The organism is Paenibacillus sp. ALJ109b, assembly GCF_010747435.1.
Taxonomy (GTDB): Bacteria; Bacillota; Bacilli; order Paenibacillales; family Paenibacillaceae; genus Paenibacillus; species Paenibacillus taichungensis.
In genome coordinates this window covers 237,732-256,486 of record NZ_JAAIFP010000001.1, presented here as the reverse complement: position 1 = coordinate 256,486, position 18,755 = coordinate 237,732, and the positions used below count along the sequence as shown (strand labels likewise).

Here is an 18,755-nt window from a genome sequence, read left to right as displayed (position 1 = left end):
ATATGTCCCAAACCGGGCATCGACTGGTAAAGGAAATCACCAAAACCGTCACTTTGGACTATTTGCTGCACATTCCTGAGAAGGAGGAACCACTTGCAGAGGACCAGAAATGGCCTGTCATTTTGTTTCTTCATGGTGCTGGGGAACGCGGTAATAATCTGGAAATGCTTAAAGCAAACGGGGTTCCGCTTATTGCCGATCAGGACAAGAGTTTCCCATTTATCGTGATTTCACCGCAATGTCCTGTGGACGAATTTTGGGGTATGCATCGCGAAGCTGTCATGGCCCTTCTGGAACATGTTTTGGAAAACGAAGATGCTGACCCGAAACGGGTGTATCTTACAGGTCTGAGTATGGGCGGGTATGGTGCTTGGGATCTGCCACTGTTTTACCCCAATACATTTGCAGCATTGGCTCCTGTATGTGGGGGAGCTGACCCTTCCAAAGCGGAAGAACTGCGTAATATGCCGATCTGGGCGTTTCATGGGGCCAAGGATGACGTCGTTTATGTAACGGAATCCGAGAAGATTGTTCATGCGCTTGAAGCGTTGAACGCGGATGTGAAGCTGACGATATACCCTGAAGGCGATCATGATGCTTGGACCGAAACGTATGAAAACCCGGAGTTGTACAAATGGTTTCTCAGCCATTCGTTATAATAAATCAATCATAAATTGACAATATTCAGCATTCTTTAGTATTTACTTTCGTTATTCGAATCGTTATAATCAAGAAAAAATGACACTTGTTAGGGGAGGCACCCCAACAGAGGACTTTGTTCCTTTGTTGGGGTGCCTCCTTTTTTTGGTGTGTAGAAAAGGAGAGCAGACGTTGAAGAAATCTGAGAAGCGTATTAAAAAACAGGCCGAGCAGCTTACCAAAGTGGTACTGGCATTTGCCTTGCTGTCACCCCAAGCGTTGCTGGTCGAATGGGGTTCAACGGCCATTATGGCTGAAGCTGTGGAAACCATCAGTATTGTATCCGATACTTCAAGCATGAAGGCTGTTCAATCCTCCAAGGTGAAAGTGGAGATGAATAGTGATGGCAAATATAGAATTGTGTTGCTTCCAAATACAAACGTATTCTACGGTGGCGATACCGGGAATGTATCCACCATTATTGATCATAATGGAACGCCCGTTAATTTTAAGTCGCTGCCCCTTAATTATTATCGAATCAATAATAATGTAATTGAAATGTCCAGGCAGAAAGACAACGTAGAGTATATTTTGCGCGTGTCCATCGTTAATGCCACATCTCAGGGCGGTTATATGAAGGTGGAGCTGGAAGCTTTTAATCGCAGTGGCTCTACGCTGAATCTGGGAGGTACGTTCTATTGGGATACGATGGTGAACGGCAACGATGCTTCTCCGTTTGAAGTGATTGAGAACGGCTGGCGCAATTACAGTGGAGGTGTTCAGGTAACCGCTTTTTATGCCAACACGTATAACGTTGTGGACGCTGATCGCATTTTCATGGGGCAGTACAATAGCCCGGACAATGCACAGCTGACAGGTGGTTCCTCTCCGTCTTCCTTTACGCCAGGGCAGACCGTTACAGCAACGGATACCGCTGCGCAGTTCTGGTGGAACGGCAAAGCAACCGCGAACCAGGCTTCACGCAAATTTTCGACGATTGTGGGGATTGGTCCCAAAAATGCACCGCCTTCATTTGCACTTACTGCCCCTTCTTCGGGTCAAACCTATTACAAAGGGGAACAGCTTCAAATTTCCGGTACAACCCGGGATACGGATGTGGGAGATATTCTGACTGTCAAATGGTCGATCGACGGAGGCTCCGAAAACATGTTGACACAGATGACGGCTACAGGTTCCAATCAGTCGTTTAACACGAATTACACATTGCCAGACACGCTCGCAGATGGCGCACATACGTTGCAGGTGTGGGTTATGGATGACAAGGGAGGGGTCTCCTCAGCGGGTACTGTCAACTTCACGGTGAAAAGTTTCGTTGTTCCGGGAACACCGACATTTACATCGGTTAACAATAATAATCTGACCGTGAACTGGGACAAGAAGGCAAATGATGCTTCCGTGACGTATGAATTGAAAAATGTAACGACGAATCAGAGCTTCGATACAGGTACATCAAATAGCCGGCAGGTGACCGGCCTTACACCGAATACCCAGTATTCTTTTGCCGTACGCGCCAAAAATTCGGTCGGTTCCTATACGGGATATTCAAGTCCAGCTAGCAAATTTACATTGGCCAATGCACCAAGCGATGCAGCTGTGAGCCAGTCAGGTAACTCCGTTACGGCTAGTTGGAACAACAATGGCAATCCTGCGGGAACGAGTTACAAAACGGAAATACGTAACTCCGTCGGACAAGTGCTTGCATCGGGTACAGCTTCTTCAACTCGTACTGAACTTGCGTTAACTGGACTTGCTGACGGATTATATAACGTATATGTAGCAGCACTGAATGGAGAAGGCTTACAGACTGCATTTACCTCTGCAGGTCAGATCACAAAGGACACAACCGGTCCCACCGCTCCCTCTATAGCAGCGGATCCTTCTTCTTGGACCAAGGAAGATGTCCTGGTTACGATTACAGCAGGCTCGGATGCCTTAAGTGGTGTACAGAAGACTGAGTACAAGCTGGGGATTGGGGGAGAATGGAAGGAATACACTGCTCCCATTACGGTTAATTCTGAAGGAAATACTCTCGTTATTGCACGCAGCATAGATGCATTTGGCAATACAGGACAGGAGGCTTCTGTTACAGCGCGAGTGGACCGTACAGCTCCGACACCTCCTTTCATCTCGTTAAACCCTCCGGAATGGACCCATTCTGCAGTAACGGTGACTTTAACGGTAGGTACCGATGAAGCAAGTGGAGTGGGTGTTACGCAATATAGGCTTGGAGATGAAGGGACTTGGGTCGATTATCGAGAGCCATTTACCATCAATATGGAAGGAATCACCGAGATTCAGGCGCGAAGTGTAGATCGGGCCTCTAACGTCAGCGCATCAACTTCAGCCACTGCCCGGATCGACAAGACGGGGCCTGATGAGCCCAAGATTATACTCAGTGACGATGAATGGACGAATCAGGATGTGTCCTTTGAAATAACCAGCGGTGAAGATACAGGCAGTGGACTTGCCAAAAGCCAATATCGTCTAAACGAACAAGGCCCCTGGATCGATTACACCGGAGAAGTGAAGGTTAACGAAGAAGGACAAACCACAGTATATGCGCGCTCGCTTGACAGGGTAGGGAATGTAAGTACTGTTGCGAAAGCACTCATTCGACTGGATAAGACCGCTCCAACAGAGCCGGTTATTACATTAAGTCAGTCTGGCTGGAGCAAGGAAGCTATACAATTTACGATTGATGGCAGCGTAGATGAACATGCCATTTCGTATGAATATAGTTTGAATGGTGCCCCGTATATTGCAGGAAACTCAGGAGCAGTGAGTTCAAACGGTCCCAACGTAATTCGAGCCAGAGCGAGAGACGCTGTCGGAAATGTTAGCAAGGAAATCAGTCGTACGGCTTATGTCGATCAGGTTGCTCCAACGATTACATTTACACCGAATGGACAGGGCTGGAGTGACACTAGTATATCTGCTACCGTTCAATATGAAGATCATGATTCAGGTATCAATGAGACTTCACGATTATATAGTGTGACCAACAGTACCGTATCGCCAGACAACTGGAATGAAGCCCGCTCGAATGAGCCTGTAATTTCAATTGAATCCGAAGGCATTTGGTATATCCATGCCAGAACAATGGATGTGGCAGGGAATACATATGAGACCGTATCAGCACCTTATCAGATCCAGCACAAGCCACAGCAGCCGGGAAATGCGAGCGTTACACAGATCAGTGAGACTTCGGCAGAACTTACGTGGGATTTGCCCACAGGAGAATGGTATACCGACGGGTATCAGTATGAAATCATAAACCATACTACAGGTCAGTCTTGGACACTGGATTATCCTAAACATACGCTTATTGATCACTCCCTAAGTGGTGGGCATGTCTATGATTACGAAGTGAGAGTTCGAAACCATACTGGTACAAGTGATGCAGTAACTGTTCGTGCACTGACAATCCCAGCGGCACCGGGATCATTACAAGTTCGAACAGTCGATTCCCAACCTGAGCTGGCAGAAGTGCATTTCGATTCGGTTCAAGGGGCTACTGCGTACCGCATCACGGCTGCAACTTCAGATGGAAGTATTGTTTTTGACCAGACGATCTCCGATTCTTCCAATATTCCGTACATGACGAATCTGGTCCCAGGGAGCATTCATACGATATCGGTCACAGCACTGAATGAGAGTGGTGCGGGAGAAAGTAGCAGGGCGGGATTCCTGACATTGCCTGCTGCACCCGGTGAATTTGCGGCAGTGCAGATTCGGGAGCATGAGATCTCTCTGGCATGGGAGACGGTAACTTCAGCCACGTATTACAGCCTTTCACGCAGTGGAGCAGCAGTCTACGAAGGATTGGAAACGGAGTATGTGGACGCAAGTCTGGATAGTGGAACAGAGTATAGCTATGAATTGCTGGCAGCAAACGAGACAGGAGAAGGTCCGGTAACAAGTTTGCAGAAGCTGATGACATTGCCGGGGGCCATTGAAAGCTTGAGTATAGATAATACTACAACAACGAGTATGCGTCTAAGTTGGGATCCTGTAAGAGGCGCGGAGCGATACGAAGTCTTTGTGAATGGGGAGAAGCGGGAGACGCTGCTTGCTGGAACCCATGAATATCTGCTAACAGGATTGACAGTGGGAACGTTGTATCAGTTGGACGTTCAGGCAGGCAATGGAAGTGGACAAGGTCAATCCAATCGAGTATCTGGAACGACGCTTCCTGAGAGTCCTTCAGGCCTTGACTTTGTTCAGCCGACTGAAACAGGAGCAATACTCAGATGGGATGCAGTCCCCGGAGCGACGAAGTACCGGGTCGTTCTTGAGGGTCAGAGTTATGAGATTTCAGATACACAGCTTGAAGTCCATCAATTATCAGGCAGTCGCCACTATACGTATCAGGTGGAGGCCGGAAATGCTGCAGGTTATGGTGCACCCACAAGCGGTGAACTGCTTACTTTGCCAACCCGACCTGAAGGGCTCAAAGTAACACGTACGGATGAAACAAGTATTGGAGTAGAATGGGAATCTGTAAATACGGCCAAATCCTATATTGTTAGTATCAATGGGACGGAAGTGGGTCGGACTTCGGGACTTGCCTATACGGCTGAAGAATTGTTGCCAGGCATGGAGTATTTAGTGGAAGTACAGGCCGTGAACACGTCTGGAATCGGTAAGTCTGCCAGCTTGATTCGATTATCCAAACCGACCGCCCCTTCAGAAATCGTTGTTGAACCAGGAGTACATAGCGCCAACTTGTCATGGACATCGGTAGCAGGTGCTTCGGAGTATGTAATTGAACAGGGGAACAAAGAGATTTACCGTGGAGCAGAGCCGACGACCTTTATTTCAGGACTTGAGGATGGAACGATGCATCATTACACTCTTGTTGCAGTGAACAGACAAGGGACCCCATCCGAAGCGACGGGTATATCCATACTGACATTGCCTGAGAAACCAGTTGAGATTAAGACATCGGAAGTGTCGGAAAACAGTCTTAGTCTGGATTTTACCAAAACAGGGGTAAAGGGTGCAGACGAATACATCATTGAACGCAATGGGCGAGAGATTGCTCGCATGGATGTGAGTGAAACCCGATTCGTAGATGAGAATTTGTCGCCAGGCACGAAATATACGTATAAGATCCGGGCGGTTAATGCAAGTGGTTCGGGTGCTTCCCTTATCTATGGAATAACAACTCAAACGCTGCCACTATCCTCAGATGGGATTACAGTGATCAAAGGAACTCACTTTTTTGATCTCGCGTGGAAAGCAGTAAAGGGAGCCGCCGCATATGAAATACGCAATCAGACAACGGGGGAAGTACAGACTGTGTCCGAACCATTGGTCCATCTCGCCAGTTTATTGGATGGCACAACGTATGCTTTTGAACTTACTGTTATGAATGAGGACGGTCACCGTTCTGCTCCTGTTCAGGTTATTTTAATGACCAAACCCATATCCCCACAAACAGCAAGTATTGCTGCCGTAACCGATCAATCCGCAAAGCTGGATCTGAATGGCAGCGCCACACGAGGCGCAGAACAACTGATCATTTTGCGAGATGGTATTGAAATTGATCGTATTCCGGCTAACAGTAATTCTTATGAAGACAATGACCTGTCGCCGGGGGAGAGATACACCTATACGGTTAAGACTTCGAATGCTTCCGGCGATAGCGATGGGGGATTTGATGTTCAATTACGCACGCTTCCTGCAACAATTACGGAAACTTTGCATCCAGATGTGATTGAAGAGACGGAGGCAGTGATTAAGTGGGAAAAGGTTCAAGGGGCAGAGGGTTACATTGTAATGATAGCGGAAGATGAATTCACAACCATTACAGAGAATGATTTGACTGAGGTTACCCTTAATGGTCTTACCAGCGCAGCTCGATATGATCAAGTACAGATCATTCCTTATAATACAGCGGGTAATGGAATTCCAATGTTCGTTGCTCCATTTTTCACGTTGCCTCATGTCGATTCTATTGAGATGAAGCTATATCCGGAGACGGATCATGCCAGACTGGAGTGGGATTTCTCTTATTTAAACGAAACGTTTGTGGTTCTAATGGATGGTATCGAGCTGTATAAAGGCAAACAAAAAGAATATATCGTAAAGGAACTGCAGGGTGGAACGAACTACTCTATCGAACTGTATACCGAGAACGAGCAAGGGGATACATCACATAAGTTTGAGTATACGTTGTTGACCAAACCGGAAGCTCCCAAGGAAGTGGAATATCGTTCGACACAGGATAGCATACAAATTCAATTCGAAAAGAGCCATGTCAAGGGGGCCGAACACTTCATCATTGAACGTGACGGTGCGGAGATCGCCCGAGTGTCTGTTGACGAGCCTTATTACGAAGACCATGGGCTTGAGCCAGGTGTGAGTTATGTGTTTACCATCAAAACCGTAAATGCTTCCGGTAAGAGCGAGGTTGGCTTCAATCTAACAGCAGTAACACTACCAGGCAAAATTCCTTCTTCACCTCAAGTGGAAGAACGTACTCAGCATGGTGCAGATATTGTATGGGATATGATTCCTGGGGCAGCAGGCTATCGCATCTATCAGAAAGACGAGTTGATTGCGACAATAATGGAAACGTCGATACATGTGACTGCATTGAAAAGTGCCCAGCACTATTCCGACTTTTCTATTGTGCCTTTTAATGAGGCGGGAGACGGAGAGGCAGTCAATGTACCCGAGTTTGAGACATTGCCATCAGAAGAATTCACCGTTTCAGCGATCTCCCAGAGCACAAGCAGCATTGCATTGAACTGGAAGCTGGAATCTTTGAATGAAACGATCGTGCTTTCTAGTAGTGGACGGGAGATTTATCGCGGAAAGGAACGAAGCTACATCTGGACAGGACTAACGGGCGGGCAGCGTTATGATGTCATATTGTGGACTGAAAATTCAGCCGGGGAAAAAAGTGAAAGCCAGCAGGCCACGGCTGTGACTATGCCATATCCACCTCCAAGCGGAAGTGGAGCTGGTTCACCTGTAACATCCTCCAAACCGGAGGATGTTCAGTCCGGAGTATCTCAGCCTGAGCAAAGTGACAAAGTAGAAGCAAAAGCCAAGAAAGAGATCAAGTTCATTGATATTGGTCAAACATTCAATAAAGATCAGATTATATGGCTGGCAGAGCAAAACATCATTCAAGGTGTGAGTGAAACTCGTTTCGAACCCCGTCGTCCCATAACAAGAGCTGAATTTACAGCACTTATTGTAAGATTAATGGGTGTTGACACGTCTGCGGATTATCAAAATGCTTTTCAGGATGTGAACGATCAGGATTGGTTTGCTCCTGAGATCGAAGCAGCAGTAAGCCGTGGTATGGTACATGGCATGGGGAATGGTAAATTTGCTCCTTATGCGCTGGTAACCCGGGAACAGGCATCAAAGATCATTGCGAATGTTATTCGCAAAATTAAGCCGGAACCCGCAACTTCACGTCATGCTTTTACGGATCAGATGGATGTGTCCGATTGGGCCAAAGAAGAGGTTGAAGAGCTTGCTGGAATGTATATGCTTACGGGATACCAAGATGGCAGTTTCCGTCCCATGCAGCATCTGAGCAGATCCGAGGCGGCAGCCCTGATCTTCCGACTGAACAAACTGATCCGTATTATTGAAGAAAACCAAATTGTCGGCGACGACGGACCGAGTATAGACGCTAAGACTAAGACGTCAAAATCGGAAGTGAACGATATAGATTGAATTAAATGTTAACTCATCATTTCATCCTCCTCAGCAGCCACATTATCCGTAATTCGACTTTTAATGTTATAATAGGTTGCCAATATGATAAAAAAGGGTAATGGACAGTGGTGATGAATGATGAATAATAAATTTATCCGAATCTATGAAGATATTGCAGCTCGTATTCGGACTGGAGAAATTGAAGCAGGTACGCTGCTTTCCTCGGAACTTGACTTATCGGAAAGTTATCAAACGTCTAGAGAGACGATTCGCAAAGCGCTGAAAATGCTGTCTGAAGAAGGTTATATTCAGAAAATTCAAGGTAAGGGCTCCATTGTACTGGATATACGTAAAATTGATTTTCCTATTTCAGGCCTCGTTAGCTTCAAGGAACTGGCTAAAAAAATGGGACATCGGGCCAAAACGTACGTTAAAGTTTTTGAAGAAAAAAAGGTTGATCAAGCCTTGTTCAAGAAAATCAATTTTGGTCTGAATGAAAAGGTCTGGGAGATCAGACGTGTACGCAAAGTGGATGGAGAACATGTCATTCTGGATAAGGACCATATAAGCCAGAGGCTTATCCCTGGTTTGAGCAAGGAAATATGTAATGACTCCATCTTCGAGTACATTGAGGAGGAGCTCGGGCTGACCATCTCTTTTGCCAAAAAGGAAATTTTGGTGGAGGAGCCTACCGCTGAGGATAGGGAATTGCTTGATCTCGAAGGGTTCCACAATGTAGTTGTGGTTAGGAGCCAGGTTTACCTGGAGGATGCCAGTCAATTCCAGTTCACAGAGGCAAGGCATCGCCCGGACAAGTTCAGATTTGTGGACTTTGCCCGGCGTAGATGATATCCATTGACCATGCATATGAAACAGAGAGTACCTATTCACTTCTTTTAGGGGTGAACGAGGTGCTCTCTTTGTTTTGAACAAAATAAATTCCTTATCATGGTAAAAATAACTTGACCAGTAAGCGTTTTCATTTTATTATATGTCCATAACCTTAACGATTAAGTAATTAAAATTTAATTATGTATCTTACATAAAGTTATTTATTTATAATAATAACTTTATAAAATTATTAGCTACTTTTGATTTTAGTTAACTTATTGCCTTGAGCAGGGTTAATTGAAATAAACAAAAAAAATGTAGGAGGTTCTAACGAATGGTCAAGTTGCAAAAGTGTACAGTCTTTACCGTAATTGCTGCACTTATGTTGGTGATTCTGGGGAGTGCTGCACCCAAAGCGTCTGCTGCTACAGGATTTTATGTAAACGGAGGCAAATTGTACGATTCCACTGGCAAGGCATTTGTTATGAGAGGTGTCAATCATGGACATTCATGGTTTAAGAACGACCTGAACACAGCGATTCCTGCGATTGCCAAAACAGGTGCCAACACCGTACGAATTGTGCTCTCCAATGGCGTGCAGTACACCAAAGACGATGTGAACTCTGTTAAAAACATCATTAATATTGTAAGCGCAAACAAAATGATTGCGGTGCTTGAAGTACATGATGCAACAGGTAAGGATGACTATAATTCGTTGGATGCAGCAGTGAACTACTGGATTAGCATCAAGGAAGCACTCATTGGCAAAGAAGACAGAGTTATCGTAAATATTGCGAACGAATGGTATGGAACATGGAACGGTAGTGCATGGGCTGACGGATACAAAAAAGCAATTCCGAAGCTGAGAAATGCCGGTATTAACAATACATTGATCGTGGATGCAGCCGGCTGGGGGCAGTACCCGCAATCCATCGTGGATTATGGACAAAGTGTATTTGCAGCGGATTCGCAGAAAAACACTGTATTCTCGATTCACATGTATGAATATGCCGGTAAAGATGCGGCAACCGTTAAATCCAACATGGAAAGCGTATTGAACAAAGGTCTGGCCCTGATCATCGGTGAATTCGGTGGATACCACACGAACGGGGACGTTGATGAATATGCGATCATGAAATATGGTCAGGAAAAAGGGGTAGGCTGGCTCGCATGGTCCTGGTATGGCAACAGCTCTGATTTGAACTATTTGGACTTGGCTACGGGTCCTAACGGAAGTTTGACATCCTTTGGAAACACAGTCGTCAACGACACTAATGGAATTAAAAACACTTCAAAAAAAGCAGGGATCTACTAGGGTCTATAGGGTCTAGCTTTTCTAAAAGATTCATCCAATCAACGAGAAGCATTAAGCTTGTTCTGAGGAAAAAATCTCTTCCAAACACTCTGACCAACACGTCAGGGTGTTTTTTATTGAAAGAAAAATCATCAAAACAGAACTCTTTTGAATATTTCCGTTTATATTTAAAATATTTTGTTTTCAAAACAAAACAAAGATGATAAACTCTGATTAGGAATAAAACAAACATTATCGGAGGGGAACAAATGGTACAGAGTTTATGGAATTCATCAGAGGCTTCGGAGAAAACAACCGGACTGGAGCAGCTGGTCTACCGGTCCAATCTGATTGGGGCAGATCGCCGTGTATGTAACATTTTCGGAGGCAACACGTCTACCAAAACGACGGTGAAAGATTTTCGCGGCCGTGATATAGAAGTGATGTATGTAAAAGGTAGTGGATCTGATCTGGCTTCCATGCAGGCGAAGCATTTTACAGGCCTTGGACTTGAAGACATTCGTCCATTAATCGAGCGTGAATCTATGTCGGATGAAGAGATGGTCGAATACCTGGGTCATTGCATGATCGATTCCAAACACCCGCGTGCATCCATTGAGACGTTGCTGCATGCATTCCTTCCATATAAACATGTGGACCATACCCATCCGGATGCAATTATTAGTCTGTGTTGTGCAGATAACGGAAAAGAACTGGCGAAAGAGATTTACGGGGATCGATTTGTATGGGTTCCATATGTGCGTCCCGGATTCACACTATCCAAGATGATTGCTGAAAGCGTATTCTCGAATCCGAATGCCGAACTGGTTCTGATGGAGAAGCACGGACTTGTGACTTGGGGAGAAACATCGGAAGAATGTTACGCGCAGACGATCAAAATTATTAATGAAGCGGAAGCCTTCATTGAAGAACGTGTTGACGAAGGAAGCCTGTTTGGCGGAGAAAAGCATTCTGCGCTTGAGGCAGAAGTTCGTCGCCAGATCGTATCCAAAGTAATGCCAACCATCCGGGGAGCGGTATCCGATAGCAAAAAAATGATTTTGTCCTTTGACGATCAGGAGGATGTACTTGCCTTTGTTGGTGGAGTGGATTCGCCGAAGTTGTCACAGGTAGGTGCGGCGTGCCCGGATCATTTGGTGCATACCAAAGTGGTACCTCTATTCATCGATTGGACACCGGACGCGGAGGACATTGAAGGGCTGAAAACCAAACTGGTGGAAGGCGTGGCCGCCTACAAAAAACAATATCAACAATATTTTGAGAGCAACAAAAATGATGGTGACGTGATGTTCGAAGCTGCACCTCGCGTCATTCTTATCCCAGGTGTGGGCATGATCAACACAGGCAAGAGCTGGGCGCTGTCCCAGGTGAGCGGGGCATTGTATCATAGAGCCATTGCCGTGATGCGCGGTGCAACAAGTCTGGGCCAATTCGTATCCCTCAGCGCCAATGAATCCTACAATGTGGAGTACTGGCCGCTTGAGCTTTACAAATTATCGCTGGCTCCGGCGGAGACTGAGTTTTCCCGCAAAGTGGCGTTTATTACCGGGGGTGCCGGTGGAATTGGAAGTGAAACCGCACGCAGATTGGTATCCGAAGGGGCACATGTCGTTCTCGCGGACCTTAACCTTGAAGGAGCGCAGAAGGTAGCTCAGGAAATTAACGATCAATATGGTGCTAATCGCGCATATGCATTGAAGATGGATGTGACCGATGAGGAAGCCGTGCAATCTGCGTATGCGGAAGTTGCCGTACAATATGGCGGCGTGGATATTATCGTGAACAATGCAGGCCTGGCTACCTCCAGTCCATTTGACGAAACATCGTTGAAGGAATGGAACTTGAATATGAATGTGCTGGGTACAGGATACTTCCTCGTGGCACGCGAAGCCTTCAAGTTGATGAAACAACAGGGGATTGGCGGCAGTATGGTATTTATTGGATCCAAGAACTCGGTCTATGCGGGGAAAAGCGCCTCAGCTTACAGCTCGGCCAAAGCACTTGAAGCTCATTTGGCCCGCTGCATCGCGGCTGAAGGTGGGGAATACGGCATTCGTGTAAATACGATTCTCCCGGATGCCATCCTGCAAGGTTCAGCGATCTGGAACGGTTCATGGAGAAATGAACGTGCAGCAGCCTATGGTATTGAACCGGATCAACTCGAAGAGTACTATCGCAAACGTACAACTTTGCTCGTCAATATTTATCCGAGAGATATTGCGGAAGGCATCGCCTTTTTTGCCTCTTCCAAATCGGAAAAAACAACCGGATGTATGATGACGATTGACGGCGGTGTACCAGCAGCATTTACACGATAATAAGGAGGGTTCTCGCACATGGAAAATCAGGTCAAGCAAGCATATGAAGCAGCCAAATCATTATATGCTCAGCATGGAATTGATACGGATGAAGTGCTGAAGAAGCTCGCGGAGATCAAAGTGTCTGTTCATTGCTGGCAAGGGGACGATGTGAAAGGTTTTCTGAATAAAGACGGGGAACTAACGGGTGGAATATCCGTTACAGGTCAATATCCGGGGGCTGCAACGACACCTGCAGAACTTCGAGCAGACCTGGAGCAAGCTTTCTCCATGATTCCCGGCAAACATAAGGTCAATTTGCATGCCATCTATGCGGATACGGACGAACAAGTGGAGCTGGACCGGATTGAGCCGAAGCATTATGAGAACTGGGTAAAATGGGCCAAAGAACAGGGGCACGGCCTGGATTTTAATCCAACCTGCTTTTCACATGAAAAATCAAGTGACGGCTTCACGCTAAGTCATTCCGATCCGGCGATTCGTAAGTTCTGGATTGATCATTGCAAAGCATCCCGCCGCATTGGCGCTTACTTTGGCGAGCAGCTGGGCCAGACATGTGTAACCAATGTGTGGGTACCGGACGGTTTCAAGGATAACCCGGTCGATCGGATGACACCGCGGAAGCGGTTGAAAGATTCACTTGATGAAGTGTTTGCCGAGAAGCTTGATCCCAAGTATCATCTGGATGCGGTCGAGAGTAAGCTGTTTGGCCTCGGTTCCGAAGCGTATGTCGTTGGTTCTCATGAATTCTATATGGGCTATGGACTGCAAAATGATACGTTAATCTGCCTCGATGCGGGACATTTTCATCCAACGGAAGTCATATCCAACAAACTATCTTCACTGGCCCTGTTTACCAATGGCATTCTGCTGCATGTCAGCCGTCCAATGCGTTGGGACAGTGACCATGTTGTCATTATGGATGATGAGCTGCTGGAAATTGCCCGCGAATTGGTACGTCATGATCTGCTTCCAACGACACATATCGGACTCGATTTTTTTGATGGAAGTATCAACCGAGTTGCTGCGTGGGTAGTTGGCACACGTAACACGATTAAAGCACTGCTACGTGCGATGTTGGAACCTGTGGATGCTCTGAAATCAGCGGAACTGGAAGGAGATTACACCCTTCGTCTTGCTTTGACAGAAGAGTTCAAGTCCTATCCTTTCGGCGCGATCTGGGATTATTATTGCGCCCAGCAGCAAGTACCTGTACGTGAACAGTGGATCGCTGAGATTAAAAATTATGAGCAGGAAGTTTTGCTTCAACGAGATAAATCTTTCGTATAGGATGATGCAGGCCACAGTGGAGAAGTTCTCCGCTGTGGCTTTTTTGCATGGAAATAGCTCAGAAATGCATAACTGCGGTCAGAATTTCCATACTAAAAATACATAGAAAATGCAAAGCATTAATGCTAATACTGCACGCATAGGAGGATCAATCCGATTTGAATATCGCCCACAACAAATTGTATATCGCGGCACTCGGCGGTTTGAATGAAATAGGTAAGAACATGTATCTTATCCAATATAATCAGGACATCATTGTCATCGACTGTGGTTCCAAATTCCCGGATGAAACGCTGCCGGGCATTGATCTCATCATTCCGGATGTGACGTATCTGCTGGAAAATCAGGACAAGGTGAGGGCGCTTGTGGTTACTCATGGACATGAAGACCACATTGGCGGCATTCCCTATTTGTTAAAACAAATCAATATCCCGGTGTATGCATCCAGACTGACACGAGGATTAATTGAACTGAAACTGAAAGAACATGGGCTGCTGCGCAAAGCAGATCTGCATACGGTTGATTCCAAATCCAGCATTACGCTGGGTGGAATTCAGGTTTCATTTTTTGCGACCAGTCACAGCATACCGGATTGCCTGGGTATTTTCTTTCAGACACCTGGGGGAAATGTCGTGCATACCGGGGATTTCAAGTTTGATATGTCACCTGTAAATGGGCCGTATCCCGATCTGCACCGTATGGCCGAGATTGGCAAGCAAGGCGTGCATGTGCTGTTGTCCGAGAGTACCAATGCAGAGAGACCCGGGTTCACCCCTTCAGAGCGTGTCGTAGGTGACCACATATTGGACGCGTTTATTCGTGCCAAACAAAAAGTGTTTATTTCAACCTTTGCGTCCAATGTAAGCAGGGTTCAGCAGATTGTAAATGCAGCATTCGAAACGGGACGCAAGCTGGCTCTGCTGGGCAGAAGCATGATTAATGTAGTGTCCGTAGCCAGTGAACTGGGATACCTGGATGTACCTGAGGGGCTGCTCATTGAGGCCATTGATTCTGACCAGTTTCCACCTGATGAGGTCGTTGTACTCTGTACGGGAAGTCAGGGTGAAACAATGGCAGCATTATCCCGTTTGGCCGCCTCCAAACATCCTCATGTGAAGATCGCACCTGGAGATACCGTTATTATTGCAGCTGGGGCGATCCCGGGGAACGAACGCAATCTTGCGCATGTCATTGATAATCTGTATGTGCTCGGAGCACGTGTCATTTACGGTTCAAGCGGCGCAGCAGGTATGCATGTATCAGGACACGGCAGCCAGGAAGAACTCAAACTGATGCTGACCCTGATGAAGCCTGATTATCTAATTCCAGTTCACGGTGAGTTCCGCATGCTGTATCAGCATAGACAATTGGCAGAGTCCGTAGGGATCGAACGGGATCACGTATTCATCGTGAACAATGGGGATATGATTCAGTACAAAGACGGCGTGGCTTCTTTTGGTCCCAAAATTGCTTCAGGTAACAGTCTGGTCGACGGTTTGATCATGGGCGACGTCGGGAATATCGTGCTGCGTGATCGCCGGCAGCTATCATCCGATGGAATGCTGGTGATTGTGACTACGTTGAGCAAAACGGAGAAACACATGGTGAGAGCACCTGAGATTATTTCCAGAGGTTTTGTGTTTGTGAAGGATTCCGAAGAATTCATGAAAGAGATTCATGAGCTGGTTCAGAACAAGATGGATGAGTTAACCGGAAGCGGAGCGAATCAGTGGAATGTGATCAAAAGAAAGCTGAAGGATGAGATCGGTCATTATATCTACGCCCAGACAAAACGAAGACCGATGATCCTGCCCATTATTATTGAGGTTTGAGAAAAGTGGAGCATAGCTGATGTATAGAGATTAAGATGAGGATTAAGATTAAGATGGTCAAAAGCCTGAGAAATGTAGGATCATACCGTATTTCGTATGAACCACACATTTCAGTCAGGCTTTTATTGTTAATAACCTATTGATCCTTCAGCAATCCAGATTGTCTCACAGAGGAGAGGAACTGGTGGAACTGCTCGATGTTTAATTGCTGTGCGCTATCCGAGAGGGCTACAGCCGGATTTGGATGAACCTCAACCATAACACCATCTGCACCTGCTGCAAGAGCTGCCTTGGCACATGGCGCAAGGATATCTTTGCGCCCGGTCGAGTGGGTGACGTCCACAAGTACAGGCAGATGGGTTTCCTGTTTCAGAATCGGCACAGCAGAGATGTCTAGTGTGTTTCGTGTTGCTTTTTCATAGGTGCGAATGCCGCGTTCAATCAGCATAACCTGTTTGTTCCCCCGGGAGACAACGTACTCCGCAGCATGAACGAATTCATCAATGGTTGCCGCCAAGCCACGTTTCAGCAGAATAGGAATCTTAACATCCCCGGCAGCCTTGAGCAGTTCAAAGTTTTGCATGTTACGGGCACCAATCTGGATGACATCAATATACTGGCCAGCCAGTTCAATATGACTTGGATGCACAATCTCACTAATGGTCTTCAATCCGAACTCGTCGGCAACTTCCTTCAGAATTTTCAATCCTTCGATTCCAAGTCCCTGGAAGTCATATGGGGAAGTACGAGGTTTAAATGCTCCTCCGCGCATCACGGTAATGCCGGCTTCTTTCAGTGCTGCTGCGACCTCGCGTACCTGCTCATAACTTTCAACCGAGCATGGGCCAGCAATCATTATTGGTTTGCCTGCGCCAACCTTGACGTTTCCGATGGAGACGAGAGTATCTTCCTGCTGATTTTTGCGGCTAACGAGCAGCTGTTTCTTATGTTCGTCGACCTGAAGGTTCAGGGAAGCCTGGAAAATCTGTTTGAACAGAAGTTTGATGGCATCGTCTTGGAAAGGCCCCGGATTGGCGGCAGTCAGTTCCTCCAGCATTTCTTTTTCACGAACCGGATCAAACTTGGGTACACCTTGTTTTTCCTTGATTTGACCAATTTCCTGTGTAATTTGGGCCCGTTCTGACAACAAGTGCAGGAGGTTATGATTAATCTCACTCAATCGGCCTCTTAATTGTTCCAAGTTCTTGCTTTGATCCATGCTGATCCACTCCTTCAATTTAAATTTATGAAAAAACACAAAAAGGCCCTTCATCCGTAAGGGACGAAGAAGCCGTGGTACCACCCTAATTAGAAACGGTCTGCTGATTGAATACAGCCGATCTGTTTCTCACTTTGACCTTTTAACGCAAGGAACGGATTGTCCTAGAAGCATATCCATGAGGAGCAGCTCTTCAGCAATCGGCTCGGGAGTGAACTTCGGCGGCGTGTTCCTTTCGGGTGCTCTCAGTCTTCGGCACCGCGTCCCTGTAATGAACGATAACTCCGCGTACTCTTTCCGTCATAGCCTGTGTGAATAATGATGTTCTGTTCTGTATTTCATGATGCACGTTATGAATTGAAGTTATACTAGCATCTCATGTTCCTTGTCTGCAAGAAGCTGAATTAATGCCATGCATCAATAACGCTTTACCGTGACGCATTGCACATGCACTTTCAGAGTTCCGTGAGATTTACTAATATCTCCATGGGAATAGTATTCGCAAGGGTTTGCCATTCGAAGTATAATATAAGGTAATATAAGTGAATTCAAGCGAATGAGAATAAGAGGAGAAGTTATGAATAAAACGATTTCGGATATCGCCCAAATGGCAGGCGTGGCGAAGAGCACAGTCTCTCGTTTCCTGAATGGTGGTTCTGTTAGTGATGATACACGGGAGAAAATTGAACGCATTATTAAACAATACAATTACGTACCCAATACGTTCGCACAGAGTCTTAAAGCCAAAAAAACCAGTATTATTGGAACGGTTGTGCCTCGTCTGGATTCCTTTGCAACCTCTCAGACATTGATCGGTATCGATGAAGAATTAAGAAATAATCAGTATCAGATGCTGATCGCGAATACGAGCCAGGATATGCAGCGCGAGATCGACGCCATATATGACTTTGCCAGACAGAAGGTATCCGGCATTATTCTGCTCGCAGCAGAAGTGACCGATGCACATCTGAAAGCTGTTGAAGACATCGGAATTCCGGTCCTATTGGTAGGGCAGCAGCATGAACAGCTGCACAGTCTGGTTCATAATGATGATCAAGCGGGATATGAGATGGGTAAGCATGTTGTGGAAAAGGGCCACCGGAAAATTGTCTATATTGGCGTTACTGAGAGAGATCAGGCAGTAGGAATCCATCGCAAACAGGGGTTCAAGCGTGCGATCGACGAATGTGGCGGATGTGATGTGACGTATTTTGAGACAAGCTTCAAAATGTCCGAGGCTATCATTACCGCAGAAGCGATTTTGAAAGAAAGCAAACCGAGCATTATTGTGGGCGCAACTGATAACATCGCACTGGGTGTGATGAAGATTGCTTTTTCCAATAAAATACAAATCCCTCAGGAATTATCGGTTACTGGATTTGGCGGTTATGAAATTACCGAGATGATTCATCCTACGCTAACGACAGTAAAATATCATTATTTTGAGGCAGGTCAAGTGGCGGCCCAGCACATTATTCGTCTGGTAAAAGGCGAGCCGGTGGAGCAGTGCACGATTCTTGATGTGGAGATTATTCCACGAGAAAGCGTTGACAAGATATAAATGAATCCTTTATGATAATTCCATCGAACCGGTTCCACAAAAATGT

At 46.2% G+C, this 18,755-nt stretch carries 9 protein-coding genes; 8 read left to right on the top strand and 1 reads right to left on the bottom strand.

Annotation, left to right across the window (positions count from 1 at the left end; translation table 11 throughout):
- The first annotated feature begins 2 nt into the window (after positions 1-2).
- The 7 genes from G3352_RS01000 to G3352_RS00970 all read left to right on the top strand — a co-directional run bounded on the left by G3352_RS01000 (position 3) and on the right by G3352_RS00970 (position 15,929).
- The gene (locus tag G3352_RS01000; protein ID WP_163753070.1) at positions 3-659 is read left to right on the top strand and encodes a carboxylesterase family protein; all 657 of its coding nucleotides are present in this window, start codon (positions 3-5) and stop codon (positions 657-659) included.
- A 172-nt stretch (positions 660-831) separates the two neighbouring features.
- Entirely contained in the window at positions 832-8,361 is a 7,530-nt protein-coding gene (locus tag G3352_RS00995; RefSeq protein WP_163753069.1) for a fibronectin type III domain-containing protein, read from the top strand.
- Positions 8,362-8,481: 120 nt separating this feature from the next.
- Complete coding sequence (gene treR, locus G3352_RS00990; protein ID WP_163753068.1) at positions 8,482-9,192, top strand: trehalose operon repressor; 711 nt, start codon at positions 8,482-8,484, stop codon at positions 9,190-9,192.
- 364 nt (positions 9,193-9,556) lie between these two features.
- A complete protein-coding gene (locus G3352_RS00985) occupies positions 9,557-10,489 on the top strand; it encodes a glycoside hydrolase family 5 protein (protein WP_481856265.1) in 933 nt (310 codons plus the stop codon).
- Between the two features lie 248 nt (positions 10,490-10,737).
- Positions 10,738-12,807, top strand: a complete 2,070-nt coding sequence (locus G3352_RS00980; protein ID WP_163753066.1) for a bifunctional aldolase/short-chain dehydrogenase — start codon at positions 10,738-10,740, stop codon at positions 12,805-12,807.
- Positions 12,808-12,825: 18 nt separating this feature from the next.
- Positions 12,826-14,097, top strand: a complete 1,272-nt coding sequence (gene rhaA / locus G3352_RS00975) for an L-rhamnose isomerase (RefSeq protein ID WP_163753065.1) — start codon at positions 12,826-12,828, stop codon at positions 14,095-14,097.
- A 158-nt stretch (positions 14,098-14,255) separates the two neighbouring features.
- On the top strand, positions 14,256-15,929 hold the full coding sequence (locus G3352_RS00970) for a ribonuclease J (protein ID WP_163753064.1): 1,674 nt from the start codon (positions 14,256-14,258) through the stop codon (positions 15,927-15,929).
- A gap of 136 nt (positions 15,930-16,065) precedes the next feature.
- On the opposite strand, the gene G3352_RS00965 is transcribed toward G3352_RS00970, so the two are convergent.
- Complete coding sequence (locus G3352_RS00965) at positions 16,066-17,148, bottom strand: bifunctional 3-deoxy-7-phosphoheptulonate synthase/chorismate mutase (RefSeq protein WP_163753063.1); 1,083 nt, start codon at positions 17,146-17,148, stop codon at positions 16,066-16,068.
- 577 nt (positions 17,149-17,725) lie between these two features.
- On the opposite strand from G3352_RS00965, the gene G3352_RS00960 reads away from it, so the two are divergent.
- A complete protein-coding gene (locus tag G3352_RS00960; RefSeq protein ID WP_163753062.1) occupies positions 17,726-18,709 on the top strand; it encodes a LacI family DNA-binding transcriptional regulator in 984 nt (327 codons plus the stop codon).
- Positions 18,710-18,755: the final 46 nt, after the last annotated feature.

Coding starts and splice junctions, on each gene's coding strand:
- G3352_RS01000 (WP_163753070.1), top strand. CDS start 3: ATGTCCCAAACCGGGCATCGACTGGTAAAGGAAATCACCAAAACCGTC.
- treR (WP_163753068.1), top strand. CDS start 8,482: ATGAATAATAAATTTATCCGAATCTATGAAGATATTGCAGCTCGTATT.
- G3352_RS00985 (WP_481856265.1), top strand. CDS start 9,557: ATGTTGGTGATTCTGGGGAGTGCTGCACCCAAAGCGTCTGCTGCTACA.
- G3352_RS00980 (WP_163753066.1), top strand. CDS start 10,738: ATGGTACAGAGTTTATGGAATTCATCAGAGGCTTCGGAGAAAACAACC.
- rhaA (WP_163753065.1), top strand. CDS start 12,826: ATGGAAAATCAGGTCAAGCAAGCATATGAAGCAGCCAAATCATTATAT.
- G3352_RS00965 (WP_163753063.1), bottom strand. CDS start 17,148: ATGGATCAAAGCAAGAACTTGGAACAATTAAGAGGCCGATTGAGTGAG.
- G3352_RS00960 (WP_163753062.1), top strand. CDS start 17,726: ATGAATAAAACGATTTCGGATATCGCCCAAATGGCAGGCGTGGCGAAG.